The sequence below is a fragment of the Thermomicrobiales bacterium genome (assembly GCA_041390825.1).
Classification (GTDB): domain Bacteria; phylum Chloroflexota; class Chloroflexia; order Thermomicrobiales; family UBA6265; genus JAMLHN01.
Map to the genome: position 1 here is coordinate 22,595 of JAWKPF010000031.1, position 26,754 is coordinate 49,348.

General features: G+C 62.0%; 26 protein-coding genes. 7 read left to right on the forward strand and 19 right to left on the reverse strand.

Annotated features, from left to right (window positions below):
• Positions 1 to 20 precede the first annotated feature (20 nt).
• On the forward strand, positions 21 to 557 hold the full coding sequence (locus R2855_15550) for a nitroreductase family protein (protein ID MEZ4532410.1): 537 nt from the start codon (positions 21 to 23) through the stop codon (positions 555 to 557).
• Between the two features lie 44 nt (positions 558 to 601).
• Here the strand turns inward: R2855_15550 and R2855_15555 are convergent, their stop codons facing one another.
• Both R2855_15555 and R2855_15560 read right to left on the reverse strand, forming a co-directional pair.
• Positions 602 to 1,837 carry a zinc-binding dehydrogenase gene (locus tag R2855_15555; protein ID MEZ4532411.1) on the reverse strand — a complete coding sequence of 412 codons (1,236 nt, stop codon included), beginning with the start codon at positions 1,835 to 1,837 and terminating at the stop codon, positions 602 to 604.
• A gap of 88 nt (positions 1,838 to 1,925) precedes the next feature.
• Positions 1,926 to 3,032, reverse strand: a complete 1,107-nt coding sequence (locus R2855_15560; GenBank protein ID MEZ4532412.1) for a class II aldolase/adducin family protein — start codon at positions 3,030 to 3,032, stop codon at positions 1,926 to 1,928.
• 230 nt (positions 3,033 to 3,262) lie between these two features.
• Between R2855_15560 and R2855_15565 the strand changes: the two genes are divergently transcribed.
• Complete coding sequence (locus tag R2855_15565) at positions 3,263 to 4,114, forward strand: carbon-nitrogen hydrolase family protein (protein MEZ4532413.1); 852 nt, start codon at positions 3,263 to 3,265, stop codon at positions 4,112 to 4,114.
• 174 nt (positions 4,115 to 4,288) lie between these two features.
• Positions 4,289 to 4,495, forward strand: a complete 207-nt coding sequence (locus R2855_15570) for a LysM domain-containing protein (GenBank protein ID MEZ4532414.1) — start codon at positions 4,289 to 4,291, stop codon at positions 4,493 to 4,495.
• Positions 4,496 to 4,516: 21 nt separating this feature from the next.
• Here R2855_15570 and R2855_15575 read toward each other — a convergent pair whose 3' ends face one another.
• From R2855_15575 to R2855_15615, 9 genes are all read right to left on the reverse strand, one after another.
• Complete coding sequence (locus R2855_15575; GenBank protein MEZ4532415.1) at positions 4,517 to 4,945, reverse strand: DUF302 domain-containing protein; 429 nt, start codon at positions 4,943 to 4,945, stop codon at positions 4,517 to 4,519.
• 10 nt (positions 4,946 to 4,955) lie between these two features.
• Positions 4,956 to 5,300, reverse strand: a complete 345-nt coding sequence (locus tag R2855_15580; GenBank protein ID MEZ4532416.1) for a rhodanese-like domain-containing protein — start codon at positions 5,298 to 5,300, stop codon at positions 4,956 to 4,958.
• Positions 5,301 to 5,357: 57 nt separating this feature from the next.
• Positions 5,358 to 5,708, reverse strand: a complete 351-nt coding sequence (locus R2855_15585) for a rhodanese-like domain-containing protein (GenBank protein ID MEZ4532417.1) — start codon at positions 5,706 to 5,708, stop codon at positions 5,358 to 5,360.
• A complete protein-coding gene (locus tag R2855_15590; GenBank protein MEZ4532418.1) occupies positions 5,705 to 7,108 on the reverse strand; it encodes a rhodanese-like domain-containing protein in 1,404 nt (467 codons plus the stop codon). The genes R2855_15585 and R2855_15590 overlap by 4 nt, the downstream gene beginning before the upstream one ends.
• A 14-nt stretch (positions 7,109 to 7,122) precedes the next feature.
• Positions 7,123 to 7,401, reverse strand: coding sequence for a metal-sensitive transcriptional regulator (locus R2855_15595; GenBank protein ID MEZ4532419.1), 279 nt, complete (start codon positions 7,399 to 7,401; stop codon positions 7,123 to 7,125).
• 148 nt (positions 7,402 to 7,549) lie between these two features.
• A complete protein-coding gene (locus R2855_15600) occupies positions 7,550 to 9,106 on the reverse strand; it encodes a sugar ABC transporter ATP-binding protein (protein MEZ4532420.1) in 1,557 nt (518 codons plus the stop codon).
• Positions 9,103 to 10,098 (reverse strand): ABC transporter permease, encoded by a 996-nt coding sequence (locus R2855_15605; protein MEZ4532421.1) that lies wholly within the window; start codon positions 10,096 to 10,098, stop codon positions 9,103 to 9,105. The genes R2855_15600 and R2855_15605 overlap by 4 nt, the downstream gene beginning before the upstream one ends.
• Positions 10,095 to 11,099, reverse strand: a complete 1,005-nt coding sequence (locus tag R2855_15610; GenBank protein ID MEZ4532422.1) for an ABC transporter permease — start codon at positions 11,097 to 11,099, stop codon at positions 10,095 to 10,097. The genes R2855_15605 and R2855_15610 overlap by 4 nt, the downstream gene beginning before the upstream one ends.
• Entirely contained in the window at positions 11,096 to 11,866 is a 771-nt protein-coding gene (locus R2855_15615; protein MEZ4532423.1) for a GntR family transcriptional regulator, read from the reverse strand. The genes R2855_15610 and R2855_15615 overlap by 4 nt, the downstream gene beginning before the upstream one ends.
• A 129-nt stretch (positions 11,867 to 11,995) precedes the next feature.
• On the opposite strand from R2855_15615, the gene R2855_15620 reads away from it, so the two are divergent.
• From R2855_15620 to R2855_15630, 3 genes are all read left to right on the forward strand, one after another.
• Positions 11,996 to 13,072: a substrate-binding domain-containing protein gene (locus R2855_15620; GenBank protein MEZ4532424.1), complete on the forward strand. Its 1,077-nt coding sequence runs from the start codon at positions 11,996 to 11,998 to the stop codon at positions 13,070 to 13,072.
• Between the two features lie 79 nt (positions 13,073 to 13,151).
• Positions 13,152 to 15,089 carry an aldehyde ferredoxin oxidoreductase family protein gene (locus tag R2855_15625; GenBank protein ID MEZ4532425.1) on the forward strand — a complete coding sequence of 646 codons (1,938 nt, stop codon included), beginning with the start codon at positions 13,152 to 13,154 and terminating at the stop codon, positions 15,087 to 15,089.
• Complete coding sequence (locus R2855_15630) at positions 15,086 to 16,171, forward strand: mandelate racemase/muconate lactonizing enzyme family protein (GenBank protein MEZ4532426.1); 1,086 nt, start codon at positions 15,086 to 15,088, stop codon at positions 16,169 to 16,171. The genes R2855_15625 and R2855_15630 overlap by 4 nt, the downstream gene beginning before the upstream one ends.
• 21 nt (positions 16,172 to 16,192) lie before the next feature.
• Here the strand turns inward: R2855_15630 and R2855_15635 are convergent, their stop codons facing one another.
• The 6 genes from R2855_15635 to R2855_15660 form a co-directional block, all read right to left on the reverse strand.
• Positions 16,193 to 17,122: a proline dehydrogenase family protein gene (locus R2855_15635; protein ID MEZ4532427.1), complete on the reverse strand. Its 930-nt coding sequence runs from the start codon at positions 17,120 to 17,122 to the stop codon at positions 16,193 to 16,195.
• A gap of 5 nt (positions 17,123 to 17,127) precedes the next feature.
• A complete protein-coding gene (locus R2855_15640) occupies positions 17,128 to 18,822 on the reverse strand; it encodes a hydantoinase B/oxoprolinase family protein (protein ID MEZ4532428.1) in 1,695 nt (564 codons plus the stop codon).
• Complete coding sequence (locus tag R2855_15645) at positions 18,819 to 20,858, reverse strand: hydantoinase/oxoprolinase family protein (protein ID MEZ4532429.1); 2,040 nt, start codon at positions 20,856 to 20,858, stop codon at positions 18,819 to 18,821. Before R2855_15645 ends, R2855_15640 begins: the two co-directional genes overlap by 4 nt.
• Positions 20,859 to 21,004: 146 nt before the next feature.
• On the reverse strand, positions 21,005 to 21,814 hold the full coding sequence (gene dapB / locus R2855_15650; GenBank protein ID MEZ4532430.1) for a 4-hydroxy-tetrahydrodipicolinate reductase: 810 nt from the start codon (positions 21,812 to 21,814) through the stop codon (positions 21,005 to 21,007).
• 19 nt (positions 21,815 to 21,833) lie between these two features.
• Complete coding sequence (gene dapA / locus R2855_15655) at positions 21,834 to 22,766, reverse strand: 4-hydroxy-tetrahydrodipicolinate synthase (protein MEZ4532431.1); 933 nt, start codon at positions 22,764 to 22,766, stop codon at positions 21,834 to 21,836.
• Positions 22,767 to 23,458: 692 nt separating this feature from the next.
• Positions 23,459 to 23,899 (reverse strand): PRC-barrel domain-containing protein, encoded by a 441-nt coding sequence (locus tag R2855_15660; protein ID MEZ4532432.1) that lies wholly within the window; start codon positions 23,897 to 23,899, stop codon positions 23,459 to 23,461.
• Between the two features lie 207 nt (positions 23,900 to 24,106).
• Between R2855_15660 and R2855_15665 the strand changes: the two genes are divergently transcribed.
• Complete coding sequence (locus R2855_15665; protein MEZ4532433.1) at positions 24,107 to 24,637, forward strand: cupredoxin domain-containing protein; 531 nt, start codon at positions 24,107 to 24,109, stop codon at positions 24,635 to 24,637.
• Between the two features lie 227 nt (positions 24,638 to 24,864).
• On the opposite strand, the gene R2855_15670 is transcribed toward R2855_15665, so the two are convergent.
• Together R2855_15670 and R2855_15675 are read right to left on the reverse strand one after the other, a co-directional pair.
• Complete coding sequence (locus tag R2855_15670) at positions 24,865 to 25,128, reverse strand: PRC-barrel domain-containing protein (GenBank protein MEZ4532434.1); 264 nt, start codon at positions 25,126 to 25,128, stop codon at positions 24,865 to 24,867.
• 236 nt (positions 25,129 to 25,364) lie between these two features.
• Positions 25,365 to 26,754: DNA helicase (locus tag R2855_15675; GenBank protein MEZ4532435.1), on the reverse strand; the 1,390-nt coding region annotated here is incomplete at its 5' end.

Genomic DNA, 26,754 nt, shown 5'->3' on the forward strand with positions numbered 1-26,754 from the left:
CAGGCGCGAGAGGAGTTTCCATGCCAGTTCCTTCCGATTCTGTCGAATTTCTCGCCCACCTGCGGCAGACCCGCGCCTTCACCGATGAACCGGTGAGTGATGCCGACCTGCATTCGATTCTGGACGTGATGCGCTGGACCGGCAGCGCGGGCAATGCTCAACCGTGGCAGTTCATCGTCGTGCGCGACGCTGCAGCAAGAAAGGCGCTCTCGCAGAGCGTCGATTCGATGAACTGGCTCGCCGATGCGCCACTTGTGCTGGTCGTCGTGCTGGAGGAGGGAAAGACGAGTACCCGAATGCACGACCTCGGCCGGATGGACGAACGGATCCTCCTGGCCGCGCAAGCGCTGGGTCTCGGCGCCGGCATTGTTTCCTTTTGGAATACAGAAGCGAAAGAACACGGGCGGACCGTGCTGCAGATCCCGGACGGTTGGGTGCTCTTCAGCGCAGTCGGCGTCGGCCACCCGTCCAACTCCACCGCGCCATCCAGGAACGGCGGCCGCAAGGAACTCACCGACCTGGTGCACTGGGATCGCTTCGGCCCTGGAAGCGAGTAGCCGCCGAAAAGGTTGAGTTGCCAGGCGACCATTGGAAAAAAGAGTTACCCCCGCATGTCGAAGACCGTCTTGATGGCGCCGTGTTTGCCGCGGGCGAGACTCACTTGCATCGCTTCCTGCCATTGGTCGAGCGTGAAGCGATGGGTGATCAGGCGCGAAAGATCGATCCCTGGGTGACCGAGAATGAGTTCCATGGCGACCTTGAAGGTATGCGGCTTGCCTTCCATGGTGTTTTCCCGGCCGTAGACGTAGCAGCCGGTGATTTCCAGTTCGCGATTCCAGATGAACGTCAGATCGAGATGGCTAGTCTCGGCGGCACAGCCAACCATGACCACGTGCCCGTGCGGTCCAGCGACGCGCAAGGCATCATCCACGCTGGCCGTCGAGCCGACACAGTCGTAGACCCAGTCGAACCCGCCGGCATACGTCGGTTTGCCCTTGATCGGCTTGTACTTCTTTGCGCCAGCGATCTTGACCGCTGCGTCCCCCGCGCTTTCCCCGCGCAGCACATTGTCCGCCCCGAGCGCCTTGGCCATTTCGGCCTGCAATGGATGCCTGGCCAACATGGTGACCTCGCTCTTGATGCCCATCATGCGCATGGCAGCCAGCACGAAGAGACCGATCGATCCACTGCCAATGATCAACACCTTCGCCCACGACGGTGGCGGGTCTTTCAGGACTGCGTGCACCGCGACGCTGAACGGCTCGATCAGGACCGCAACCTCATCGGAGATCTCATCCGGCACGGGAACGATCTGACTCCAATGAGCCACCATGTCGGTGCTCCAGCCACCGGGAAGATCGCGGCAGAACCCGGTGAGCATCCCTGGAGCTATCGATCCTTCCGCTGTGCGAGTGCAAAGCCCCGGTTCTCCGGTGCGGCACATACGGCAGGGATCGAGACCCCGCATGTAGCACGAGATGACCGGGTTGAGGACCACCCGTTGCCCAATCCCGATCCCCTCCATGCCGGCCGCTTCGTCCCCAAGCTCGACAATCTCGGCCAGCACCTCGTGCCCAGGGGTGAAGGGAAACGATGTAAAGGGCGTCAACGCAGGGCCGCTGCGATTGGTGAGCGCGGAGATGTCGCTGCCGCAGATTCCGGTCAGGAGCGGCTTCAGTCGCGCGTACGCCGGACTCGGCAGCGGCACCGGAGGACGTTCGATCTCGCTCAACCCGGGGATTTTTCCCGACTCCAGCAACTTGCCTGGCAGTCGGTCGGCCGCCCGGACGGCGACGAAGTTGGGAATCGAGAACTTGTACTGAATCGCCTTGCTCACGGCAGTGAACCTCTCTTCACCAAATGCGCCCCGCGGCGGACCGCCACGGAGCGCATCGAATTCTCGTCGAGTCCGGTCGATGTGCCAGCTAGGCCATTGGCACCTGGCGCTGAATCTTGCCATCGATACGGGCGAAGATTTCGTCCAGCGACTCGCCAGTGATCGTCAGACCATGGTTGCGCAAGCCGATGACCGCATGACCCGGATCGGGAGATTGGCGCACCAGGTCGGCGACACCCGTGGCGAGCTCGATCGTGCCGCATGGGTAGTTGATGCGGGTCGACGGAATATCTTCCATCCATGCATGAATGTGCAGGATCGCGCCGACGCTGGGATGCTCGCGATAAATCATGAAGTGCTCGATCGCATCCACCGAAACGCGCCGCGGGGTGACATGCGGCGGAACGCTGAGACGCATCGCTCGGCGCTCGGGAATATAATCGGTCACCATCAAGATCTCGGTGCCCACCTCTTCGAGCTTGGTCTTGTCGACCCCGGATGCGCTCATCCAGAAGCGCAGATCGTCCTTGCGCGCGCTGACGTTCCCGTAGCTCAAACCGCCGATATTGAACATCTGCTTGAGATGCCGCAGATCGGCTTCGGGGAGATAGGAATCGATGGGGAAGGGCGACGGCAAGAGATCGAGCTCGTCCAGCAGCTTGCCGGCGCGGGTAATCGAGGCGGTGACCTCGTCTCCGCCCCAAAGTTCCTCTTCCAGGTCGGGTACGAACTCGTTCTCGATGATGAGGGTGGAGGTCGCCAGCGGCGTCAGCCGGTCGGCCACCTCATGGAAGAACTCTTCGTCGTCTCCCCAGTACTTGAACGAATATGACCCCTGCTCCAATGTGGAGACGAAGGCTTCGACACCGCCGTGGGTGCCATCCGGAATCAGCAGGATGAAGATATTGCCCAACGAGCGCAGTTGAAGCGGGTAAAGCGTGGCCAGGGGCACTTCCGGCACACCTTCGCTCTCGCCAATACCGACCACGAAAACCGCGCGGTTCTTGCGGCGGAAGCTCTTGGGGGCGTCGATATCGATGGGATGCAGCGCGATGCCGCCACGGTCGGCCGGCTCATCGCCTTGAATGACCGGCAGCCCCCGGGATTCGATCTCGGCTCGCAGCCCGCTGGTGAACCAGTCACGCAACGCATTTGGCGCCTCCGGCACAGGTCGCTTGATGGTCGTATCGGTCATGTCGAGTGAGTTCCTTCCTTACAGTGTGGTGGTTGCCCAGGGCTTGTTCGCGCGGTCTGGCGCCTGGTCGCGCTCACCGACCGCATGCAGAACGGGTTGGCAACCCGAAGCGGAGCAACCACGTATCTGGCTAAGAATAAAAGAGAATGAAGCTGCGGAAAAGCAATTCCGCCCGAATGTTATGATCCAGCCACAGGTTCGAGCCATCCAACAGCCAGGAGTTACCCCCAATGTCCACTACCGGCATCGATGTCGCCGTTGTCCAGATGAACTCCGGGGAAGACAAGGCCTCCAATGTCGAAACTGCCCTGCGGCTCATCGATGAGGCTGCCGCAAGCGGCGCCCGCCTGGTCGTTCTGCCTGAGATCTGGACCTACCTGGGCTCCGACGAGGGTAACCGCCTCAATGCGGAAACCATCCCCGGACCGGTGACCGATGCGCTGGCTGCCAAAGCCAGGCAGCATGGCATCTATCTGCACGGCGGCAGCATGCTCGAGCAACGTGAGAACGAGCCGAAACTCTTCAACACCACCGTGGTATTCGATCCCACCGGCGCGATCGTTGCCCAATACAGCAAGATCCACATGTTCGATGTAGTGCTGGACGGGGTGGCCTCCTACAAGGAATCGAACACGGTGCAGCGCGGTGAAGAGATCGTCACGTTCGACCTCGACGGCGTCACCGTCGGACTGGCCATTTGCTACGACCTGCGCTTCCCCGAGCTCTTCCGCATCTTGCGGTTGCGCGGCGCCGACGTCATCGTGCTGCCGGCAGCGTTCACCATGACAACCGGCAAGGACCACTGGGAAGTCCTGATCCGGGCCCGCGCCATCGAGAATCAGGTCTATATGGTCAGCTGCGGGCAGTTCGGCCCGGATTCGTCCGGCAAATGGTGCTACGGCCGTTCCCTGATCGCCGATCCATGGGGCACGGTGCTCGGCACCGCGCCAGATCGCGAGTACGTGCTGACCGCCAGGCTCGATCTCGATTACCTGAAGAAGGTTCGCCGCCAGGTGCCCTCGGTCGAGAACCGCCAGGCCGATCTCTATCGCTGGCCGGACGACGCGCTGGTTCTCGGCTAGCGCTCCCCAAGGACGATCGGTCTGAGCGAAACCAGGTCACTCCCCCGGCGCACGATTCTCGGATGGAGCGCGGTTCTCTGCGCTCTTCTGTTGGTTGCAGCGTGTTCGGCGCCTGGTCGCGACAGCGCCACCGACGATCCAGATGAGATTTCCAATGAACCGCAGTTCGTCGTCGTGACCGTGACGATCGCGCTTTCCCCGACGCCTCGGCTGACCGAGAGCGAGTATGTGGTGCAGGAAGGTGACACCCTCTCTGGCATTGCCGAAATGTTCGGCGTGACCTGGGATGTCATCATCGAGGCGAACGATCTGCAGAGTCAGGATGCCATTTTCGTGGGCCAATCCCTGCGGATACCGCTGCCGGCGACTCCCGAGTCGTAGCCGCCGGCCGGATTCGTACTGCTACGGCGCAGCCGTGGTCGCCAATGCGGTCGCGACCCGTTGCAGCCGGGCGCTTGCCTCCTGCGCGATGGCATCGAGCTCAGGACGCCCGGCCGCCACCGCAAGCATCGCTGCGGGATCGACGATCGAAACGGTGGTCACTCCGTCTTTCTCGTGCAACACCACATTGCAGGGCAGCAGCAACCCGATGTCCGAATCGGCGGAAATTGCCGCATGGGCAAGCGCCGGATTGCACGCGCCCAGGATCATATAGGGATCGAACGGCTGGTCCAGCTTTTCCTTCAGCGTCGCCTGCACATCGATCGCCGTCAACACGCCAAACCCTTCGGCCTTCAGCGCATCCGTAACGGCCTGGCGCGCGTCCGCAATCGTCATCTTCAATTCCGCACGCGGCTCGAGACCGATACGTGCATTGGTCGAAATCGTCATCAGTGTCTCCTTACTGCCCAGTGGCCACCAGGGGATGACCCTGCTCGGCCCAGGCAATCAATCCGCCATTCATGCTCTTGACATCGCTGAAGCCAATGGCTGCGAGTTGTTGCGCGGCAAGCAAACTCCTGCGTCCTGACCGGCAAACGATGATGAGCGGTCTCGCCGGATCGAGCTCGCCAAGGCGCTGGCCGATCGAATCGAGCGGCATCAGCGTCATGTTCTCCACATGCGCCGCGTCCCATTCGTTTTGTTCGCGGCAGTCGATGACTTGCACGTTGGGATCGTTCATCGCTGCAACTGTGGTGGCGACATCGACCTCGAGTGGACCGAGCATCGAACCGGGAAGACTCATGGGCAAATCCTTTCTCGCATGAAAATCGATGATGGATGATAGTCGGCGACGGTCGTCCTACGAAATCAATCGATTGCCCGCCCGGCTCCAGGCGTTGATGCCGCCTTTCATGCTCTTGACATCAGAGAAGCCAGCACTGGAAAGCGTACGCGCCGCCAGTGAGCTGCGATGTCCCGACCGGCAAACGACGATGACGGGACGCTCCGGATCGAGCTCAGTCAGTCGGTCCCCAATCGAGCCGAGCGGCATGAGACGCGAACCCTTGATATGTCCGGATTTCCATTCCCGCTCGGACCGGCAATCGACGATCTGAGCGCCGCCATTTGCCTGGGCCTCGACGGTACCGGCAACGTCGATCTCGGCAACCGGGGCGCTCCCGCCCCCGAATAATCGGCTCAACAGACTCACGCGCCAACTCCCACTGCATTCGCTACGGGAAGTCCCGCGCCATCCCAGGCATCCATGCCACCATCGAGTTGCACGATGCGCGAGATGCCCTTCGATTGCAACATGCTCGCCGCCACGCGCGACCGATATCCCGAAGCGCACGTCAGCATCACCAGCGATTCGCTATCGATATCGACCGGCGCTCCCGCGGAGATGTCACCGGCGAACGCGTTGCGCGCGTTCTCGATGTGCCCCGTTTTCCACTCGTCGCGGCTCCGAACATCGAGCACCGTGGCGTCTTCGGCCGACTGCATCAGCGACTGGAACTCTGCCGGGGTCAGCACTTCGAGGCGATCGACGCTTCCGCCGCTGGCGATCCAGGAATCGATACCACCCGCCAGGAAGTCCACCCGCGCGTCGATACCAATGCGGCGCAGCTCCGTGACGAATGCCGAGACGTCCGCATCGTCATCGAGCACCAGGACGATCGGCCGATCGTAGGGCGCTCTCCAACCGACCCACGCGATGAAGTCGGAGCCGGAACCGGCATAGAACGAGCCGCGAATGTGAGCCCGGTCGAAACTCTGCTCCTGGCGAGCGTCGATGACCACCGCTCCATCGGCAATTGCGGACGAGACTCGATCGGCCGAAAGCGCGGTCCCTTCCGGAAGATCGGCAAGCAGCGCCGGGCCAACGCGATTGACGACTTTCATGCGCGGATAGTAGGGAGGCGGAGCCGGCATCTCGTCCATGATGCCCTCGACGAAGGCCTTGGCGTCCGTGAACTGCCATGCATATGTTCCCGCCCGCTCTTCGCCGAGTGTGGTCGTGGCAGCGTCACCGATCTTGCGCCCGCAGGCGGAACCGGCCGTGTGCCCGGGGTAGACCAGCAACTCATCCGGCAAGTCGGCGATTCGCTGCGTCAACGTCTCGAAGAGCTGGAGCGCCAGTTGCCCGGTGTGCGCCTCGCCCAGCAGGTCAGGCCGGCCGACCTCTCCGGCGAAGATCAGATCCCCGCTGAACATTGCCTGGGGCGCATCGCTCGAATCGGGATCGAACAGAAGAAACGCGACATGCTCCGGAGTATGCCCCGGGGTCCAGCGCGCTTCGAGAACGAGGCGGCCCACCGGCACGCGAGACCCGTCGCGCAGCGGTTCGTAGTCAAACTCCTGATTTCCGAGCGCGCTGGCAAAGATCGGCGCCCCCGTCACCCGGTGCAGTTCGACCGCGCCGGAAACGAAGTCGGCATGCACATGCGTCTCGAGAATCGCGCTGATCCTGAAGTTCCGCTCGGCGGCCCAATCGAGATAGACCTGCACGTCACGCCGTGGATCGATGACGGCCACATCGCCGGTCGATTCGTCAGCGATCAGATAGGCAACCTGCGCCAGGCCGGGGGTAAATACACGATCGACAATCATCTTGCTCACTCCCTCTAGCTGCGCACCAGGGCGCGCACTGCCTGCTGAATCTCCTTTTCCGGAGAGCCGAACTCTTCCGGATGCCGCGTGCAGCGCAACAGGTACGCCTCCAGCAGCTCCCCGTTCAGACTGTTCACCGCCGCGCGGATCGATGCGAGTTGGGTCAGGATGTCGCCGCAATCGCGCCCATCGTCGACCATCTTCTGCACGCCCCGCGCCTGGCCCTCGATTCGCTTGAGCCGCTGCACGATATCGTCGCGCTCCGCGGCGGATAGATTGGAAATGCTTGCCATGCGTTCAGTCCCTTTTCGGCTCGCTGGCGCCCACGCCGGGCAATCGAACTCGACATGGCAACATGATACCCTACTGGGGTACCCTAGTCAATCAAGGGCACGCTCGTCCAACGTTGAGAATGCCACTCGATTCGCAACGGGACTCTGGCTATGGTTCTGTTTCGGTGGAATCGTCGCGTCGGTGGATGAGGCCCATGATGCGCTGACTCATCTCGTCGTAGTCGCGGGTGTTCGACAGGGTGCCGGCTACACGCCGCTCGTCCATGACGACGATCCGGTCAGCGAGTTGCACCATCTCCGGCATGTCGCTCGAGATGAGCAGGATCGAGAGTCCCTGATTCGAGAGCTCCCAGATCAGGTCATGCAATTCGTGTTTGGTCTTGACATCGATGCCGACCGTCGGCTCGTCGATGATGAGAATCGAAGTCTCGGCTGCCAGCCACTTGGCAAGACTGACCTTCTGTTGATTCCCGCCGGACAGATTCCCGACCTGCTGTTCCAGCGACGGTGTCTTGACCTGCAGCCGCTCGACAAAGGGCGTGACGGCCGACCGCTCCGCACCCGGCTGGATCCAGCCCAGCATGTTCGCCAGCCGGTCCCAGACCGTCATGGCGACGTTTGCCAGCACGGAATGACTCAGGATGAGCCCTTCGGTTTGCCGGTTCTCCGAGACGTAGCCGATTCGGTATCGCTCCAGAGCCTGGCGCGCGTTCCCGATCTCTGCCGGCTGGCCGTCGACCAGTATCTCGCCGGAGACGAGCGGCACATCGCCAATGATGGTGCGGGCAAGCTCGGTCCGGCCCGCGCCCACGAGTCCATAGAGACCGAGGATCTCTCCCTTCCTCAGAGTGAGGTTGATATCCGTTGGTCCGGCGGCTGACGTGACCCCGCGCAATTCGAGCGCGGGCTCTGCGGAACTGTGGTCACGCTGCGGAAACTCGGAAACCTGCTCGGACCGCCCAATCATCAAGGTAACGAGCCTGTCGCGGTCGAGCGTCCGCAGATCCTGGTCGAGCGCGGCTTCCTTGCCATCGCGCAAGACCGTAACGCGGTCACAAATGGCGAAGATCTCTTCCAGCTTGTGGCTGACGAAGAGAATCGCGACTCCATCGTCCCGCAAACGCTGCAAGATCTCGAAGAGGACCGCGGTTTCGTGTGGGGTCAATGATGCGGTCGGCTCATCGAGCAGGAGTATGTGGCTCTGAAGCGAGAGCGCCTTGGCAATCTCGACAAGCTGGCGCTGCGCCACGCTCAGATTCTCGACCGGAAGATCGGGATCGATCGACACGTGCAGGAGCTCGAGCCAGCGCTCAGATTCCTCTCGCATGCGGTCGCGGTCGATCCACTGCCCGTTGCGGACGGGAGGCTGCTCGAGCGTGATGTTCTCCGCCACCGAGAACTTCGGGATCAGATTGCGTTCCTGATGAACGATTCCGATACCGGCGTGAAGCGCATCGCGCGGAGAGCCGAACGATTGCGGCGTTCCATCGACGGACAGCGTTCCTTCGTCCGGGCGGTAGATACCGGTGATGATCTTGAGCAACGTGCTCTTGCCGGCGCCATTCTCTCCGACCAGCGCATGGATCTCCCCGCCCCGCATGACCAGATCGACGTCGTCGAGCGCCTGCACACCGGGGAACGCCTTGCGGATACCGCGCAATTCGAGCGCGTAGGTTCGAGGTGGGGCAGCGACAGTCGCGCTCATGTGGCCTTCGCCAGTCTCGCTTCGCGTACCGCCCGGAAGCGGTTCAGCCCGACGGCGCCCAGGATGATCGCGCCCAGCAAGAACTGAATCCAGTAAGGATCGGCCTTCGTCAAGACGAGCCCGTTGTCGATAAGCGCGATCAGAATCGCGGCCAGCGCAGTGTTGACAATGGGCGCGGTCCCACCGGAGAGCGCGATGCCCGCCACGATGGGAATGGCAAATGACGGCAGCAGCCAGTCGGAGCCGATCGAAGGTTGCGCCGACCCAAGACGCGCCATCAGGATGATCGCGGCGATGCTGGAAAGTACTGCCGAGATCACGAAGACGATCACCAGAATCCGGTTCACCGGAATGCCGGACAACTCCGCCGCACGCTGGTTGCCGCCTACCGCGAGGATCTGGCGGCCGAGCAAGGTCCGCTCGAACAGCACCCACAGCGCTACGGCCACGATCACGGTCACGATGGCGATATACGGGAACGGCCCCGCTCTCCCCTGCCCGAAGGAAACGTAGCGTTCCGGCAGGTTGTAGTACGGCTTGGCGTCGTTCAGGCCGATCGTGATTCCCGTGAAAGCGCTCGCCGTCGCCAGGGTGATGATGAATCCGTTGATACCGGTTCTGGTCGTCAGCAACCCGTTTGCCAAGCCAGCGGCGATGCCGATCAACAGACCCAGCGCAATTGCGACGAGCGTCGGGAACCCCCAGACGTCCATCATGCCGCCAGTGCAGATCGCCACCATGCCGCCGGTGGCGCCAACCGAGAGATTGAGCTGCCCGACGACCAACACCATCAACTGCGCATACGCGACGATCAAGGTTACGGCGATACCACGCAACAAGACGTAGAAATTGAACTGGGTCAAGAAGTTTGGCTCGAGAATGGTCAATCCCACAGACATGAGAAGGACAATTCCGGCCAGCCAGACCCATTCCTTGTTCGCGAGCGACTGCATCCGGCCAGATCGACTTGGCGCCATTGCCGCGACACTCATCCCGATGTTGCTCCTGCCGTCGACTGCCGCACACCTCGTTGGCCGCGCGCTACGGCCAGGCTGCGTGCCCGGTCGATGAGGACCGCCAGCAGCAACACAAGGCCGATGAAGAGCTGGATCCAGAAACTGGGCACGTTCATGAGTGTCAATCCGACCGACACGCTTTCGATCAGCAGAGCGCCGAGCAACGTGCCGAAGACCGCGACCGCACCTCCGCTCAACAGCGTGCCTCCGACGATCGGCGCGGCGAACGAGGGCAGCAGCCAGTTCTCGCCAATGCTCGGCAGCGCCGAACCCAAACGCGAAACCAACATAATGCCGGCAGCTCCGGCCAGCAGGCCTGACAGCGCGTGGGTCGCCTGAATGACGAGATTGACCGGCACTCCGGAGAGCTCAGCCGCTCGCGGATTGGCGCCGGTGGCGAGCATCCAGCGGCCAAACGTCGTTCGCTTGTACAGCAGGAGCAGCAACCCGGCAACAACCAAGGCGATGAAGAAAAGCGGCGAAAGTTCCAGCCACCCCATTTTGACCCAGCGCGCCTTCCCGAAGTCCGTATAGGCGTCGGGCAAGTCACGGAACGCTTCCGCTTTGGTCAAGATGTAGACGAGTCCGGTGATCACGCTCCCCATGCCCAGCGTGACGATGAAGGAATTGATGCCGGTCTTGGTGATGATGATTCCGTTGACGAACCCAACGAAGGCCGCAAAGAGCAATCCGACGATTACCGCCGCCCAAACCGGCAGCCCGACGCTCTGCATCAACCAGCCGGTGAACACCGCGATCATGCCGCCGATGGCGCCGACAGCGAGGTTCATCTGACCGATTCCCAGCACAACCATCTGCGAGAGACCGATCACCGCAGTTACGGCAACGGTGCGGCTCAATCCAAAGATCGTGATCCGGTTGAGGAAACCGTCCGCGAACACGATGAAGATCGCCCAGAAAACGAGAATGACCGCCAGGAGCCCCATACGATCGAGAATGCGAAGAGCAAGATTCATCGCATCCCACCTTCCAGGTCTGCGAGCGACCGTTCCTTGACTGCCTCCACATGCGCCTCCATCGCCGCTGCTGCCGCATCCGCATCGCGTGCTTCCAGCGCATCGAGTATGGCTTGATGTTCCGCGATCGCCAGTTGATTGCGTTCAGGGACGATTGCTGCCCGCATGCTCAGCAGGCTCAGCTGCCCGAGCGCCTCAGAAAGAATACGCGCGCTGCGCCGGTTTCCTCCGAGCGCATGCAGGACGAAATGGAGTGCCAGATCGGCCCGGAAAAAGGCCTCGGCTGTCGCGGGGTCGCGCGCCTGTGATTGATGCAACGCTGCTTGCTGCAAGCCGCGATGGGTGGCGATCTCCTCTTCCGAGATCAACGGCGTGGCGCGCCGGATGGCGAAGGTCTCGATTGCGGCGCGCAGATCGTAGAGCTCGTTCACATCTTCCGGTGTGATGACCGGCACGGAAAACCCCTTGCGGCTGCTGACCTGCACCAGCCCAGTCTGCCCGAGTCGCAGGAGCGCCTCGCGCACGGGAGTGCGGCTGGTCCCCAATTCTTGCGCCAGCGCATCTTCGACAAGCCGCTCACCCGGGCGGAACTCGCGGTTGACCACACGGCGCCAGAGCTGGTCGTAGACCGAATCGGCGACGCTCGGGAATCCCTCGGGAGGCGGCACGAACCGCGCGAAGAGCTCATCGCCAAGGCGCAGATTGACGTCGGCCGCACTCGATGTCGACCGGTCGTCGGTCTTTGGGAGATCCATTTGCGTGTTCATCGTATGGAATATATCGTATGCAATACGCGAACGGGCGTCAAACGCAGCGGAGCGTCTGCATGCGCAGACCGGTCGTCGTTCGAGACTGAACGCCGTGTGGCGAGATGCTTCGATGAGGAGGAGCAGCAGATGAAACTGAAACGGTTGAATCGGTACGCGAGTCTCGTGATTGCCATCCTGCTGATCGCGGGAATGGCCTCCACGGCGCTCGCGCAAGATGCGACGCCGGTCACTGCTCGCGATGGTGCGGCGCCGGCAGTGGAACATGACGACTCACCCACATCCGTAGCCGTCGTTCCGGGTGGCCCCCATCCCTACTTTGCCCCCATGGAGGGCGCTATCGCCGATGCGCAGGCTGCCTTTGGTCTTGGCGACGTGACCTTCAAGGCTCCGACCGAGTGGAACCTGGATGCGCAGAACGAGTTGATCTCTACGCTCCAGGCACAGGGCTACAACGCATTCGCCATCTTCCCCGGCGATGCCAATGGCACCAACAGCACCATCGAAGAACTGATGGATGAGAACATACCGTCCGTGCTGGTTGGCGGATGCACATCGCAGCCGTCGCAGGCGCAGTTCTGCATCGCGACCGATGTCGCCAACTCGGCCTATCTCGGTACGAAAGCCCTGATCGAGTCGATGGGCGGCGAAGGCACGATCGTTCACCTTACCGGCTTCCTGGTCGACCCGAACACCCAACTGCGCATGGCGGCGGTCGAGCAAGCCGTGGCGGAAACTGATGGCAAGGTCACCCTGCTCCAGCATCTGGCCGACATCGACAGCCAGGAAGAAGCCGACAACAAGATCAACGCGCTGCTGGCGGCTTCCGCTGACGAGATCGATGGGATCGTCGCGACGGCCTATGTTCCCTCGACGGTGGCCGCGACCGCGCTGAAGAACATCGGTGACAAGCGCATCAAGATGGTCGGCATCGACGACGACCCGATCGTGCTCGATGCCATTCGCGAGGGCTATCTGGTTGGCACCATGGCCCAGAACCCATATGGGCAGGCGTACATCGCCGGATACGCGCTCGATCTGCTGCGCCACAGCTGCCAGATGAAGGCCGATGCGCCGTTCCTGATCGACTCGGGTACGTTCCTGATCGATGGTGAAACGGTGGACACCTACTCTGAGAACCTCAAGGAGATCACGAACGGCATTCAGTCCACCTTCGCGGAGGACTATATGGATTGCGACGCCTAGCGCAACCGCGCACGCGTCGAAAACGGCGGCGACCGCGTGGTCGCCGCCGTTTCCAACTTCACAGGTATCGAATCATCCAATGACGAAACCGTTTGGCTACAACGGACGCTTGTTGCGGGTGGATCTCGCCACACGATCGATCTCGTTCGAGGAACGGGACGATATCTGGTGGCGCACCTATGCCGGTGGCGGCCTGCTGGCAACTGAGCTCCTGCTGCGGGAAACGCCACCCGGGATCGACGCGTTCGATCCGGGAAATCTGCTCGTGGTCGCGTCCAGCGTCACTGCCGGCCACCCCTATGCGGGGTTGGCGCGATTTTCGGTTGCCGGGAAGAGCCCGCTTACCCAGGGCATTGGCGAGGCGCGCAGCGAAGGGCCATTCGCCACCGCGCTCAAACGCAGTGGCGCCGACGCGATCGTGTTCCATGGCCGGGCTTCCGAACCGGTGATGCTGGTAATCGACAACGGTTCGGTCTCCCTCGAACCAGCTGGCGACCTGTGGGGTCAATCCACCGGCGCAGTGACGGAAGCGCTCGAAGATCGATATGGACTCGATGCCCATATCGCAACCATTGGTCCCGCGGGCGAACGTCTGGTGCGTTTTGCCAGCATCGTTTCCGATCGCAACCATCAAGCAGCCCGGATGGGTATGGGAGCGGTGGCGGGTTCGAAACTCTTGAAGGCGATCGTCATCAGGGGTGGCTCGCTGCCACCCGTGGCCGAACCGACGCGCTGTGAAGCGCTGACCCGCGCGTATCTCGATCGGATGAGCATCAACGATCTCACCCGCTGGCAACTGGATCCACCTGGCTTTGCTGCCTGGGTGCATCTCATGACCAGCGACACGGCGATCTGCGCTGAAAACTACCGCACCAGCGCATTCGCCGCAGCCAGCGCCTACGATCCCGAACGGTTCATGCAGCGCTACGCGGGCAAGGCGCCGTGTCCCGGTTGCCCGAACGATTGCATCAAACGGTTCGGCGCCGGTGACGACAGGCGGTTCGACCCTCGTTCCGGTGGCATCCACCAGGAGATCACCGGCGCATTGGGACCGAACATCGGTCTCACCGTACTCGATACTCTCCTGGCCGCGAACGTGATGTGCAACGAGTTGGGGATGGACCCGGACTCGCTCGGTTTCACGATTTCCATGGCGATGGAATGCAAAGACCGCGGCCTGTTATCGCCTGGACTGAAACGAGACGTTCCGTCGTTTGGTGACGGACCTGGCGTGCTCCGGCTCATCGAGGCGATCGGGGCCCGCGCTGGCGCCGGTGATCTGCTGGCCGAAGGAAGCATGCGCGCCGCCGAGCAGATCGGGAACGGGGCAGACTCGCTCGCGATGCATGTCAAGGGGCTGGAGTTGGTTCCGTTCGAGCCACGCACCCAGACCGGGCTGGCGCTCGGCTATGCCACCGCGCCAATCGGGCCACGGTACGACATCGCCGAGCACGACTGGGATTTTGATACCGCGGGCTGGAGCCATGCGCTGGAAAACGCTCGCACGCTCGGCATTCTGCAGCGGATTCCAATGCAGGAGATCTCGGCGCGCAAAGTGCGGAACTACTCCGTCCTCGCGACGCTCTGGTCGGCAGCCGACGCGCTCGGATTCTGCATCTTCGCAATCGCCCCGGTGCGCGTGCTCACCTTCGAGCAAATGGCCACCATGCTTGCCGCCGTCACAGGATGGAATACCTCGACCTACGAGATCATGGCGATTGGCGCGCGGCGCATCCAGCTGATGCATCTCTACAACCTGCGGGAAGGCATTGGTCCGGAGGCGGACACGCTGCCCGGCCGTTTCTTCGACGAACCAGTCGATAGCGGAATCTGGACCGGTCACCGCATCGACCGGCCAGCATTCGAGCGAGCTATTCGCGCCTGGTATCGCGTGATGGGCTGGGACGACCGAGCGCGGCCGCACTACGAAACACTCGTCGCCCATCACCTCGAATGGACGATCGACGATGCATTTCTATCGCCAGAGCATTTAGCAGAGACTGGAGTTGCCACATGAAGATCGTGCGCGCCGAGGCGTTTCTTGTCGATCTCGAACCCGAAGTCGTTCGTTTCGACGCAATCCAGCAATTCACCAAGCAAGAAACGATCTTCGTGCAGATCGAAACCGACGACGGGTTCGTCGGAACCGGGTACTCCTACACGATCGGCACCGGTGGCCACGCGGTGATCGCCATGCTGCGGGTCGACCTCCTGCCACGGCTCATCGGGCAGGATGCCCGCCAGGTCGAAGCACTCTGGAACAAGCTGTTTTGGGCTACGCACGGTACGGCGGTGGGCGCGATCACCAGTTTGGCGTTGGCGGCTGTCGATACCGCGCTCTGGGACATTCGCTGCAAAGCCGCTGGGCAACCGCTCTGGCTACTGGCGGGCGGATATCGCGAACGCGTGCCGCTGTATGACACCGAGGGAGGCTGGCTCAACCTCCCGATCGACGAGATCGTCGCCGAGGCGAAGAACTCGGTCGCCAAAGGCTGGCCAGGCGTCAAGATCAAGGTCGGCAAACCGAATCCGATGGAGGACGTCGCACGCCTCACCGCGGTGCGTGAGGCCATCGGACCAGAGACCGACCTCATGGTCGACGCGAATCAGTCGTTCACATTCGCCGAAGCCAAGAAGCGCGCCAGGCTCTTCGAGCCACTGAATCTCTTCTGGTTCGAGGAGCCGATGCCTGCTGAGGACATGAGCGGCCACGTCGAGCTCTCACGTTCGACCAGCATCCCGGTCGCGGTGGGCGAGAGCATCTACTCCGTCAGCCATTTCCGGGAGTATCTGGCTTCCGGCGCATGCGGCATCGTCCAAGTCGATGTCGCGCGGATCGGCGGCATCACGCCCTGGTTGAAGACAGCCCATCTGGCCGAGTCGTTCAACGTGAAGGTAGCGCCGCACTTTCTGATGGAGCTGCATGTCAGTCTCGCTGCGGCGGTTCCCAATGCGCTCTATGTCGAGCACATTCCCCAGTTGACTCGTCTGGTCACCCATGGAATGGAGATTGCGGACGGATACGCCGTTGCTCCTGGGGAGCCCGGCATCGGCATCGCCTGGGACTTCGACGCGATCGAGAACCTGCGCGTGGCCTGAACCGCCGGGCGCTTCTCCCGTTTACCGGAAAATGTTCTTCAGGAAGAAGAACACGTTCGCCGGACGTTCGGCCAAGCGACGCATCAAATAGAAGTACCACTGCGGACCGTGCGGCGTGGCAATGAGCACGGTGTACCCGCGCGCCACAAGGTCTTTCTGCAGATTGGTGGCGATGCCGTAGAGCATCTGGAACTCGAACTTGTCCCGGCCAATGCCGTTGCGATTGGCATAGTCGATCACAGCATCGATGATCTTCGTATCGTGGGTGGCGATGCCGGTATAGACGTTGTTGGCCAGCATCTCCTTGGTGAGGATCAGATAGCGCGCGTCGACGTCGGACTTGTTGGGATAGGCGACCGTGGGCGGTTCGAGATAGGCGCCCTTCACAATGCGCAGATTCGGGTGATAGGGGATGAGCCCTTCGTAGTCCTTGCCAGTGCGATAGAGGTACGACTGCAATACCGTCCCGACATTGTCATGCCCGGCGTCGCGCAACCGCTTGTAGATGCGCAGTGTCACATCGACCAGCGGCGAATCCTCCATATCGATTCGAACGAAGTTGTTTGTGGCTTTCGCGTGACTTACCAACCGATCGATATTCGCATATGCCAGCTCCTCATCGATAGTGAGGCCCAACTGGGTGAGCTTGACTGCCAGGTTGCAGCCGATACCGTCCCGCTCGATCTGGTCGAGGATGCTGATGTAGTCGTCCGTCACCTGGTTCGCCAGCGCCCGGTCGGTGATCGCTTCGCCCAGGATAGTGGTGTTGCAGCGGAAGCCTTGCCGATTGAGTTCCTTGAGCTTTGGGGCACATTCCTCGAACGACTCCCCGGCAACGAACCGAGCCGCTCCCAGCCGCATGCCATACGAATTGACCAGCTTGGCCACCACAGGATTGTGAGTGGCAACCAGGATGAGCTTGCGGAAATACGGGTTGAGATCGATCGCCATCGTCGTCACGCTTCCTTGTCCGTCAAACCATACACATCCCGGGCCGTTTCCGGGCTGATCAATCCCGCGCGCAGATCGGCGCGCACCGCATCCGTATCGCGCTCAGCCGGATCACCCCAGCCTCCCCCGCATCCTGTGATGAGCCGGGCGACATCGCCCTTCCTTAATGGGTACCGCGCGGTCTTGCCAACGGTGACCGGTTCGCGGCCGTCGGCAAACCGGATCTGCACCGCGTTCATCGATCCGTCATGGCCGCCGTCGACACCCCACGGCAAGAACTTGTGGCGCCCAAATGTGGCAGTAATGAATCCTCCGTGGTCGCTCAGCATTCGGTAGTCGCGAATCAAGCCGCGTCCTCCCTGATACTTGCCTTCACCGCCCGGAGCCGTATTGAACTCATACCGATCGACCTGGATACCATAGATCGCTTCGGTGACCTCGAGTGGAAGCACGTACGTCTCGCCATCACCAACACAGACCAGCCCGCTCTCGCCGTCCTGATCGATGGACGCGCCCCACCCTCCGGCATTCGGCTCGACCAGAATCGCGGGCTTGCCGGTATCGGGATGAATCGTGAAGGTAACGTCGCCGCAAACACTCAGAAAGTGCCCGGCAGAAAGGCGGTTGGGCACAACCGGCGCGAGCGCTTTCCAGACCAGGTCAGCTGCGAAGATCATCGTTTCCCAGTACGTCGACACAGGCGCGGGCCGCTCGGCAGTCAGCACCGTGCCAGGCGGGCAAATGACTTCCAGCGCGCGGAAGGTGCCCTCGTTCGCGGGAATGTGCGGGTCGGTCAGCGCTTTGAAAATGAGCCGCACCGCCGATACCAGGCCGGTCCACGTGCAGTTGATCGGACCCATCGTCTGCGGCGCCGAGCCGGTGAAGTCGGCGATGAACTTGTCGGCGGTGACGGTCACTTTGACCTGGCAGTGATGTGGATCCGAGGTAATGCCGTCGTCGTCGATCCAGTCGTCCGCTTCATAGACACCGGCCGGCAACTTGGCCAGTTCCTGAGCAACCATCGCTTCGCCATAGTCAAGCAGAATGCCGATCGCTTCTCGCACCGCCGAAAGGCCGTACTTGTCGCAGAGATCCTGAAAGCGGATTCCGGCCAGCCGACAGGACGCCACCTGGGCCCACATGTCGCCCAAACTCATATCAGGCGTACGGACGTTTGCCCCGATCACATCGAAAAGCGATTCATTCGGGACACCTTCGGCGAAGAGTCGCACACAGGGGAACTGCAGCCCCTCCTGGAAGACATCGGTCGAATCCGTCGTCCACGAACCCGGGTCCTTGCCGCCCACCTCGGTCCAGTGCGCCTTGTTTGCAGAGAACGCGACGAGTTGCCCGTCATAGAAGATCGGCATGACCAATGAGACGTCGGAGAGATGTGTGCCGCCGCCGGTGTATGGGTCGTTCGTGATGAAGATATCGCCCGGCTTCAGATACTCCGCGCCGAACTTGTCGAGCACGGAATGAACCGCAAAGGTGAGCGTTCCCAGGAATCCAGCCACACCGTTGCCCTGTGCGAGAAGCTGCCCTTGCTCATCGGTGATGCCGCAGCAATAGTCGAGCACTTCGTAGATGATTGGGCTCTTGCTGGTGCGCTGGAGCGACACGAACATCTCATCGCCAATGACATTGAGACTGTCCTTGATGATCTCGATCGTAAAGGGGTCGAGGGTAGTCGCGGTCATGCCTCGTCTCCAATCGTCAGGATGATGTTTCCGATCGAGTCGACCGTGCCACGCACTCCAGGAGGGACCACGGTCGAAGCCGCTGGCTCCTCGATGATCGCGGGTCCATGGAAGTGGCAACCGTGAAAAAGATCCGCGCGCTCGAAGACCGCGGCGTCCAACGTGCCCCAACTATCGAAATCGACAGGGCGCGTCGACTTCAGCCAGGGTGTGCCCGATCCCGGCTCCAATGGAGCCAACGCCGGCTTGGCGGTTGGCACGACCGCGGCAACATGGTAGTTGACGATCTCCACTCCTGATGGCAGGCGGAAGGTGTACGCCTTCTCATGCGCAGCATGGAAACGATCGTTGAGCGTCGCGAAATCGATCTCACTATCGGTGACGCGCACGCGCACGGTGTGTTCCTGGCCGTTGTAGCGCATGTCGAGCGAGCGCACGAGTTCGATCTGATCCAGATCGAACCCGGCAGCGACGAAATAGTCGGTCGCCTGGGTTTCGAGTTCGAGGAAGGTCGATTCGACCCGTTCTCGCGATGCTTCGGTCGACGCGGTCAACGTCGTCCGCAGGTAGTCCTGCATGGCGTTGGACATCAACATGCCAAACGCAGAGAAATGCCCGGGAGCGACCGGGATGATGACGCGGGAGATCCGCAAGTCGCTCGCCAACGCGACAGCGTGCATCGATCCGCCGCCCCCAAACGCGATCAGCGCGAACTCGCGCGGGTCATACCCGCGCCGCACCGAGACGAGCTTGAGCGCGTTGTTCATGTTGGCGTTCGCCAGTCGGATCACGCCGATGGCGGCTTCCTCGATCGACACACCGAGCGCCTTGGCGATCGGTTGATAGGCGGCTCTCGCCTTCAGCAGATCGAGTTTCAGTTCGCCCCCGAGGAAATAGTCGGCGTTGATGCGGCCAGCGATGAGGTTGGCATCGGTGACGGTTGGCTCCGTGCCACCCAGGCCATAGCTCGCAGGACCGGGCGATGCGCCCGCGCTGCGCGGACCGATCTTCAGGGCGCCCCCGGCGTCGATCCAGGCGATCGAGCCACCACCCGCGCCAATCTCGACGATGTCCACCACCGGCGCCTTGATCGGGTAGCCCGCAGCGCGGTCGTCCCGCTCGATACGGTACTCGGTCGTGATCTTGTAGTCTCCGTTTTCGATCAACGAACACTTGGCAGTGGTGCCGCCGATGTCCATGGTGATCAGGTTCGGTTCACCGATAAGCTTGCCAAGCGCGGCCGCGCCTATGACGCCGCCCACCGGCCCCGATTCGACCAAATGAATCGGTTGTTCGGCCACAAAGTCGAGATTGGACGTGCCACCATTCGACTTCATGATGTCAAGCGGAGCACCGATCCCCTCGTCCCGCAAGCTCGTATCAAGTTGTCGAAGATACGACGCCGCAACCGGCTGGACATACGCATTGAGGACTGCCGTGCTGGTGCGTTCGTATTCACGCCATTCACGCGTGATCTCCGCCGAGGCGGTCACCAGCACGTCTGGCAGGAGCTCGCGCAAGCGCGCTGCAACTCGCAGCTCATGCTCGGGGTTGGCATAGGAGTGCAGCAGACAGATCGCTACGGCCTCGCACCCTTCAGCCTCGATCTGCTTCGCAACTGCATCGACCGAGCGCGGATCGAGATCAGTCACGATCTCACCCTTGTAGTTCATGCGCTCGGTTACTTCGAATCGCAGCTCGCGCGGCACAAAGGGCGGCTGCTTGCGAAATCGCATGTTGTAGATGTCGGGGCGGTTGGCGCGACCGATCTCCAGGACGTCGCGGCAACCCTCCGTCGTCACAAGCGCGGTCCGTGCGCCGGTGCGTTCGGTCAGCGCGTTGATGACCACCGTCGCACCGTGCACGAATCCGGTCACGGTGGCGGGATCGAGCCCCGACTTGTGAATGGCATCCATGATGCCCTGCGAGAACCGAGGCGGAGTGGAAAGCGCTTTGGCCAGAATGTAGTCGCCGGTGGTTTCGTCGAGCGAAACGAGGTCGGTAAAGGTGCCTCCGATATCGGTCGCGAGCTTCATCTTTGCGGAGATCCCCTCGGTCGACGAATTGGCAAGGCAGCGCGTCGTTGCGCTCGAATTCTAGTCGACCGAGAGGAGCCTGAGCCCGGAAACGACAGGCGAATCGATCGTCTCAGGACCCAGGCCCGAGGTCACGGAGCTCGTATTCAGCCCGCCAGCACGTCCGCCATCGAGTACAACCCCGCCGGCTGCTGGATGAGCCATTCGGCGGCACGAATCGCTCCATCGGCAAAGGTGCGGCGGCTGAGCGCGCGATGGCTGATGCGAATTTCCTCACCATCAGTTGCCAGCAGGACCGTGTGCTCGCCGCTGTTCGCCCCACCGCGCAGCGAGTGGATGCCAATCTCGCCCGGCTGGCGTGGCGCCATCCCCTCGCGGCCATGCACGATGCGCTGTTCCGCCAGCTCGCCTCGACTCCGCACGATAACTTCGCTCAAAGCTTCCGCGGTGCCCGAGGGCGCATCCTTCTTCCCGCGATGGTGCGTTTCCACGATCTCGACGTCGGCTTCTGGCAACGCGGCGATCAGCCGCGGCAGAAGGTCGAGCAACGCGGCAATACCGGGACTGAGGTTTCTGGCATAGAGCACGGGAACCTGCCGCGCAGCCGATGCGAGCGCCGCCTGGCCCACTTCGCCCAAACCGGTCACCCCGCAAACAAGCGGCGTGCCAGCCTGACGAGCCGCTCCAGCGATCCAGGGTGTCGCTGTAGGCGCGGAGACGTCGATGATCACATCGACCGTTTCGGCGAGCGCTGCGGCCTCGGTGAAGAGCGGCACCGCGGATTCGCGCTCCAACGCGCACGAATCGGGCCGCACCAGACCGCCCCGGATCTCGACTCCGCTCCAATCCTCTGCAGCCGATACGATCTCGCGTCCCATGCGGCCACTTGCTCCCGCGATGCCGATGCGCACCACATCGATCTCCACCGGCCGGGAAACAGAGCTCAGATAGACCATACGACCCTGCTCCATCTTGCTAGTCGGCCGCCATTGCCTGGACGGTTGGCAGCCACGGTGCAACCGCCTGGGCAATCTCGCTGACCTGTCGATCGTTCAGCCCGGTGAGCGGCAGGCGCACCTCGCTCGAACAGAGCCCGAGCATTTCCGCGGCGGTCTTCACGGCGGTCGGGTTGTTGCCCGTGAACATCGCGCGCATCACATCGAACAGGCGCAGATGCGCGCGGCGCGCTTCGGCGAACCGCCCTGCATTGGCGAGACGCGTCAACTCGGTCACTTCGGCCGGAAGAATGTTGGAGAGCACCGAGATGACTCCCCGTGCCCCAACGCTGATCATCGGCAGCGTCAGCGAATCGTCGCCGGAAAGCACGACGAAATCGTCGTCGGTCTCGTGCACGATCTCGGAAACGAGATCGAGATTGCCGGCTGCCTCTTTGATAGCAGCGATGGTTGGAATCCGGGAGAGCGCGATCGTGGTCTGACCGCTCATGGTGATTCCAGTTCGCCCAGGAACGTTGTACAGCACCAATGGGAGGTCGACCGCCTCGGCAATTGCGGTGTAGTGCGCGATGAGACCGTCCTGCGTTGGCTTGTTGTAGTAGGGCACGACCACCAACGCGGCCGTCGCTCCAGCGTGCAGTGCATGACGGGTACGCTCGATGGTAATGCGGGTATCGTTGGTCCCCGTTCCAGCGATCACAGGCACCCGGCCGGCGGTCTGATCGATCACCGTCTCGATCACGAAGGCGTGTTCGCGCTCGGTCATGGTGGCCGATTCGCCGGTGGTGCCGCAGGGCACGAGACCGTCGATGCCTGATCCGATCTGGAACTCGACCAGCTCGCGCAGGACCCGCTCGTCGATCTCACCGTTTCGGAACGGGGTAATGAGCGCGGTAAACGCGCCGGTCAAGTGGTCGCTAATCGTCGACGCTGGAATTGTAGTGGCGGTCATCGAAAAACACTCCTGGCGCTTGGCGCCTCATTCGTTGTCGTCCAAAGGTGCGGCGAAAAACGATGGCGGTTTCGGCGCGACTGGCAACCTGCCAGCGCGCCTTGCGCTTGGAGCGAGCGATCTTCGAGAGCAACGGTCCGGGTCTTCGGTACATAGGCCACCTCCGCGCGTTTCTATGGAACGCCGAACGTGACACCGTCTTCCGGTTCAGGAGAAATGAAAAAACCGCCATCCCCGGCTGGGGACGAGCGGTGTCTGAGCCCGTGGTACCACCCCACTTCCTCACCTGGAGGACAGGTGAGGCGCTTTTCCACACGGCGCATGATGCGCGATGCGGCGACTCTATAACGGGAGTCTCTTGGCCTGACGGCCCCCGTCGCCGCCTACTGAGCCAACTGGCCGTTCGGAGCGAGGCTCAGAGGTCTTTTTCCCCGGATCGCTCGACGCCGCTTCACACCAACCGCGGCTCTCTGCTTCCCCACGTCCGGGTACTCGTCCTCCTCGACGCCTTGGCGTTACTGGATTGGCATAACGCTATCAGGCGATGTGAGAAATTGTCAACCGCCGGGGCGGCCCCGGCGTCCGGAGCCCTGAGCCCTGAGCCACTCACCAACAACTCACGACCGGCAACTGGCGACTAGCGACTGACGACTGGCAACTGGCAACCGACAATTGGTGCCTCTCCTCCCGTTTCAGATCGTTCCGGTGCTTGTTCCAGACTCTGTTCTTGACACATCGATCTCGACCGGCATGCACCACCAGGCGCGAACCCCCGCGCAATAGTCAGGGTCGTTGATACGTTCGTAGTCGTATTCGGGCGCGCCAGCAACGACGTGCAGCGGACGATCGATATAGACGTTCTTTTCGTCGACCCGCACGATGGCCGTGACCGGCACCAGAAACCGCTCGGCGCCAAAGCCGAGAAACCCGCCTCGCCCAACCTGCAAGAACTCGACGATGTCTGTGTCCTCATCGCGTTCCAGGCTCTCGATCGTGCCAATGCGTTCGCCGTCTGTCCCGATCATCACCTTCCAGCGCAGCGCTTCGACAGCGGAATAAACTGGCAAGTTCTCGAGCTGATACAGATGGGGCGCATTTGCCGGGATCTTACCCTTCGCAATCTCGTCTCCCATACATCTTTCCTTTCGGGCAGCCTCTTAATGGTCACACTACTATTGGGACTATGGTAGCGCCCGATCAGCCCGCTCGCCTGGTCTCCAGAGAAACTCGCTGAATCGCCCCTCCTGCCAGTCATGGACGCACCCTCGCGTCCCTCGAACCTGCGACGGATTCGCGCCCAATCCGTGCCCATCCGCCCACTGCTCGAAAGGAGCAATGCAATGTCCGTTGTTCGTCCGTCCATCCGGCTGCGCGCGTTCGCGGTGATTGTCGGATTCGCTTTGGCGCTTGCCGCATCCTATGCCATCTGGATGTCTGTTTCCGCCGCCGACGCCACGCCTCCAGCGAGCTCGGGATGCGCCAAGGCATCGGAAACAAAAGGGGCGCCCGCCGGAACTCCGGAAGCCGGCGCGTCGTGCATCGAAAACAGCATGCATGACATCTACTTCGGCGCGAACCTGCTCACGATTCCCGCCAATACGGATGTGAAGGTGATCTTCGACAACGCCGGCGCAGCGGAACACACCTTCGTGCTCAGCGATCACAACAACAAGGACGTCAAGAACCTCGACATCAAGTTGTCCGTCCAACCGGGAAAGTCCGGCGAGGTCACGATCAATGCCCCCGCAGGAACCTACTACTTCTGGTGCGATATTCCCGGCCATGAACCAGCCGGAATGTGGGGCATTCTGAAAGTCACAGACAACGGACCGATCACGGCACAGAGTGTCGACAATCCGAAGGAAGCGTAACTGCGTATTTCGGTCGGCGAACGCAAGCGAGGGACGGCGCGCCGTCCCTCGCTTGGTCTGTCCGGGCTCTGACTGCGCACAAGACGCTTTTCGCTTTGATCTGCGTGGTCGCAGCCCTCCGTGGTTGCCGGATCGTGATCGATGGCATCCACTGAGATCTGCAAGTTCACGGTCGGGGAAAACGGTGCAACCCGCTTTGGAAGAGCCGGGCTGGACTCATTCGCTGACTACCCGAATTGGCGGCTCTCACGCGTGACGTGGACAGTCAAATCGTCGATCCGCACAATCGAGTTGACCGGCAAGCGGAAGTGCCCCGCGCCACTGCCGAAAATACCTCCACCGCTCACCTCGAACCCTATGACATCGCCGTTGCGCCGCACCAGATCGATGACCGTACCCAGGCGGACGCCATCGCGGGAAATGACGGTGCTCTCGTAGAGCAACTCCAGCTCGTCTTGTCCGATATCGGTGAAACAGGAAATGGCGCCCACGCGATGCTCCTCTGCGTCGATGCAGTGCCGGCGACGCTGCCGGCACTGGGACGCGGCAGGCAAGGCCCACCGCGCTGTCGTCATTCTCGCGCAGATCGATGCATCCGTCTATTCCGTTTGCACAAGTCAACTGGACATATCGCACAGAAGATCAGGACGTCGCCGGACATAGAGGAAGCGAAGCCCGGCGCCACCGTAACCACCCTCGGCCCAAATGCAGAGCCGCTCACGCGCCACTACTCGATCTCGTCGAGCGGCTCTTCGACCTCCTCCTCCGGGAGGTTGTCTTCCAGTTGCAGCGGAGCAAATCCCAGCGTCAGCGATTGCTCGACGATGTCCCGGCGGATCAATCGCTCAGCATCGCGCAACCGGAAGCGAAGGTCGTTCTCCGGCAGGACGTCGGTGAGCATTTCACGCACCTGGCGCAAGAGATCGATGGTCTTGTTGAAGGTCAGCACCAGATCGCCCTCAGAGAGTTCGATCTGCTCGCAGATTTCCACCATCGTCTGCCCCTGCGTCCAGGCTTTGGCAGCGCCGTAGAAACTCGGGTTGTGTCCTTCCGAGATGTAGAGTCCGTTGTCCCGCTCTTCCCCGAGCACGGCGCGTTCGATGTCGTCCAGTCGACGTCGGAGCTGGATCAGCTCTTTGCTCAGGGTGAAGTGATTGGCGTACCGGAAATCGCGGTCGAAGCTAAACCATGAGAAGACCTCGGCCAGGTCCTCGGGTTCGAGATTGTCGAGCACCCCGCGGTCGACGAGCTCGCAGAGAATGAGGGCATCGTTGTCGAAGACACTGGCGAGCATGTCCGCCTTTTCGGTCGGATAGCCGCGATAGAGATATCCGAACCGGTTGAGCACCTCGCGAATACCCCGGATGACGCCCCGAATGCGCGCTTCCTCGGCATCGGTCTCGCGTTCCAGCACACCTTCCAGGAGCGCGCGTTCTTTCTCCAGATTGTCGACTCGGCGCAGGTTGTCCCGATGCACCTTTCGCACCGCGCAGGTGTGACACGGATGCTCGTCCCGCGCTCGGTCCAGCGCAGCAAGCTGCTCGCGCGTTTCCGCCAGCGATGCCGTCACCGTTGCCAGCTCGCTCGCAACGCGCTCTTCTTCCAGCCGGCGGTGCTCGCGCCGCATCGCGGCCAGGTCGGGTAATCCGAGCTTGCGTACCCGGGTCCAGAAAGCGGCCAGCTGCCGTCCCGTGACCAGTTTTCCGGCAACCACATCTTCGACTGGCTCTTCAGCTTCGATGAGCGATTCGGGCACCTTGTCGATGCGCTGGTCGAAGACGTAATCGATCGAACGGTATTCCGGGACGATCTGGACCGAGCGGTCGAAGAGAAAGAGCCCCACGCCAGACGCGGTACGGGCAAGATAGACGCCCCACCCCCGGCTGCGGTCATGCACGATCAAGCCCGGATTGGCGGTGCGCAGAACTCTGCGCAATGCCTGGCGTCCCGGTTCGGGCCAGGGCGCGGAGTCGAGCGACTGTTCGATGCTGGCAGCCTGCTGAGCAATGCGGCGTTCTTTCTGCTCGGCGGTCGTGCGTGTGCCAACGAGCAGCCGGTAGTCCTCGAGCAGGTCGTCGCCATCCGGCAGCCCGATCAGACATCCCTTGCGCACGCCG